Raw genomic sequence first — 2,972 nt, forward strand, 5'->3', positions numbered from 1 at the left:
GAAAAGAATTTAGCTCAAATCTAAACTAACAGTCACCATTAGAAAAATGGGTAACTGTCAGATCAAGTCTGAGCTAGTACACCTAACTGAGCCCCGTGTTTTTCTTTATTGTCTAATTCGGTTAGCTGGTTTTGCACATACGCTCTGATCGTATCTTCGTTTGCATTTCCTATCGTTTCGACAAAATAACTCTGAGTCCACAGCTTACCCCCCAAAAGTATCGCCTCTTTACATCTGGATAAAGTCGAAAAAATTCTCTCGCCGAAATACTCTTTACTATCTGCATTATTTTACTAGGTGACATTTTCGGTTCACTTCGAACTACGATATGAATATGATCTTCTGGTATTTCTAACTCAATTATATCAATGTCATAGTCGTAACCAATCTTTTGAATAATTGCTTTCATCTCTGTTCTATAAGGCTCTGAGAACACTTTATGTCGATATTTAGGTATCCACACAAAATGGTACATGATCCTAAAAACGTGATGCGTATTTCTTTGAAGTTCCATGTGTTCGATAGTATAGACTGGGACAAGCCCAGTCTACACTATCCAGCACGGGGGCTTGCCCCCGAGATTTTCGCTACGCTCTGTTAAAGGTGCATTAGCGGTTGTTTCCCAACTAGAAAAAAGAGAAAGTCGCAGTGAAAAAGATGTATGGTTGAAAGCATTAACCGCGCGTCGAGGAAAGAAAGTAGCAGCCATTGCTTTAGCGAATAAAACGATAAGAACGGCTTTTGCAATGCAAAAGCATGATAAAGAATACCAGCCACAATTACTTGCGGCTTAAAATTTGTCAATAAGAGCGCTTAAAATAGGTAAGACCAACCTTCAATAGACTGTTAGGGCCTGAAGTTTCATAAACTGCTCAACAGAAAAGTCATGAAGGTGCGAATACATAAGAGGCCAGAGGTAGCACCTCAATTTGAGTCCGTATATAAGCTAGCATCTAAATTTATTTTAACTTTTTCTTTTTGACATTTACGGGGAGTCCATATAGGCCCTAGCTGGCTTTTGTAATATAACTGCAAATATTGTGAGATATTATCTTGTTATAAGCTTTACTAACAGTAAAAAATACTCGCACTAAATTCAACATAACCAAGCTGGTATTTTTAAATTATGCCTGTTCCTTATCTATCCAATCACTATTGGTCAAAAGGTCGGAACCGTCACTAAGTTCATTTATTAAACAAAATTAAAGTTAATTTATAAATTAGTGGAATAAAAAATGAAACATGCAGTCCCTTTAATTGGCTTGGCATTAATTGTATTGTCAGGCTGTGATGACGATGTAGAAATAGTAGAAAAAGAAGTGGTTGTTACCAACACCGAAGTGGAAATTGTTGAAGTACCTACGCCCATTGTTGTAGAGGTTGCTGAAGGCGCAAATATTCAGCTAGGCACTCGCCCCGACTATTTAATTGATGATATGGCGCAAAGCACACTAAAAACAAAATTAGAGTCATGCAGCGAAGGGCCATTTTATCGTACTGATTTTTCCATTGGTCATCGCGGTGCGCCAATGCAATACCCTGAGCATACTAAAGAAGCCTACATTGCTGCAGCCAGAATGGGCGCAGGCATTGTTGAATGCGATGTTACATTTACAAACGACAAAGAGCTTGTTTGTCGCCACTCTCAATGTGATTTACACACCACGACTAATATTTTAGCCATTCCTGAACTTGCAGCGAAATGCAGTCTGCCATTTACACCAGCCGATCCTGCTAATGGTATTGCTGCATCAGCTAAATGTTGTACCAGCGACATAAGCTTAGCGGAGTTTTTAACACTTGAAGGTAAAATGGATGGTGCAAACACTAATGCAACTACCGTTGCCGATTACATGGATGGTACACCAAGTTGGCGTACTGATTTATATGCCACCAACGGCACATTGATGACCCATAAACAAAGCATTGCACTGTTTAATGAGCTGGGTGTAAAAATGACCCCAGAACTAAAATCGCCACAAGTAAGTATGCCATTTGATGGAATGACACAAGAGCAATATGCGCAAAAAATGCTAGACGAGTACACACAATTGGATGTGCCAGCCTCAAAAGTTTACCCGCAATCATTTAACCTTGATGACGTAAAATACTGGATTAACAACAACCCTGACTTTGCAGACAAAAGCGTATACCTAGATGGTCGCGACAGTGAAGCCGGTTTTGATCCAAGTAACCCACAAACATGGCAACCGAGCATGGATGAACTTGTTGCCGATGGCGTTAAAATTTTAGCCCCTCCTATTTGGATGATGCTAACAATAGATAGCGAAAACAATATCGTCCCCTCGCAATATGCAATTGACGCTAAAGCGGCAGGTTTAGCGCTTATTGCATGGAGCCTTGAGCGATCAGGCCCGCTAAATGAAGGCGGCGGCTATTACTATCAATCAATTGCTGATGTTATAGATAACGATGGCGATATGATGACGGTTGTTGATGTACTTGCAAAAGACGTGGGGGTTATGGCTATATTTTCAGATTGGCCTGCTACGGTAAGTTATTACGCTAGTTGTAATAAAATGCCTGCAAGTATTTAATACCAATCTGCTTATATATGGGGTCTATTTAACGTTAAGAAAATTACGCTAGGGCCTGTTTATCTTTCGAGGTTAAATTTGCATCAGACTGTTTGGTATTTAGGCAAGGCAGAGCCTATGTAGTGTGGTTATTCCCCATAAATAGGCGATAACGTAGCATAAATGCCAAACAGGCGCTGCCCAAAGGGTTCTGCCTCGGGGCTATTTACTCTTTTTTACTCGGTTTTTACTTAGCCCACTAGGTTACAAACCTCGCGCCGCGATTAAATGCCCCTAGATTGAACAAATTTTAATCCTGAAAGGTCAATAGGCCCTAGAACTAGGCAAAATTTTTTTTATCTAGTTGTTCTAAATAAAAATTTTTAACGACGTTATAGTGAAATTTAATTCGTTAAATTGATCAAAGATTTATGC

The 2,972-nt window shown here is 39.6% G+C and carries 2 protein-coding genes and 1 pseudogene; 2 read left to right on the forward strand and 1 reads right to left on the reverse strand.

Features of this window, described 5'->3' with window-relative positions:
* Nucleotides 1–62: 62 nt before the first annotated feature.
* Nucleotides 63–514, reverse strand: a pseudogene (tnpA, locus tag DC53_RS22735) (IS200/IS605 family transposase).
* 55 nt (nucleotides 515–569) lie between these two features.
* On the opposite strand from tnpA, the gene DC53_RS00400 reads away from it, so the two are divergent.
* Entirely contained in the window at nucleotides 570–794 is a 225-nt protein-coding gene (locus DC53_RS00400) for a hypothetical protein (protein ID WP_033032352.1), read from the forward strand.
* A gap of 441 nt (nucleotides 795–1,235) precedes the next feature.
* Nucleotides 1,236–2,558: a glycerophosphodiester phosphodiesterase family protein gene (locus DC53_RS00395; protein WP_033032354.1), complete on the forward strand. Its 1,323-nt coding sequence runs from the start codon at nucleotides 1,236–1,238 to the stop codon at nucleotides 2,556–2,558.
* Nucleotides 2,559–2,972: the final 414 nt, after the last annotated feature.

This window comes from Pseudoalteromonas fuliginea, assembly GCF_000690055.1.
GTDB classification, from domain to species: domain Bacteria; phylum Pseudomonadota; class Gammaproteobacteria; order Enterobacterales; family Alteromonadaceae; genus Pseudoalteromonas; species Pseudoalteromonas fuliginea.

Bases quoted from the DNA above. Each gene is read 5' to 3' on its own strand.
- DC53_RS00395 (WP_033032354.1), top strand. From the start codon at position 1,236: ATGAAACATGCAGTCCCTTTAATTGGCTTGGCATTAATTGTATTGTCA.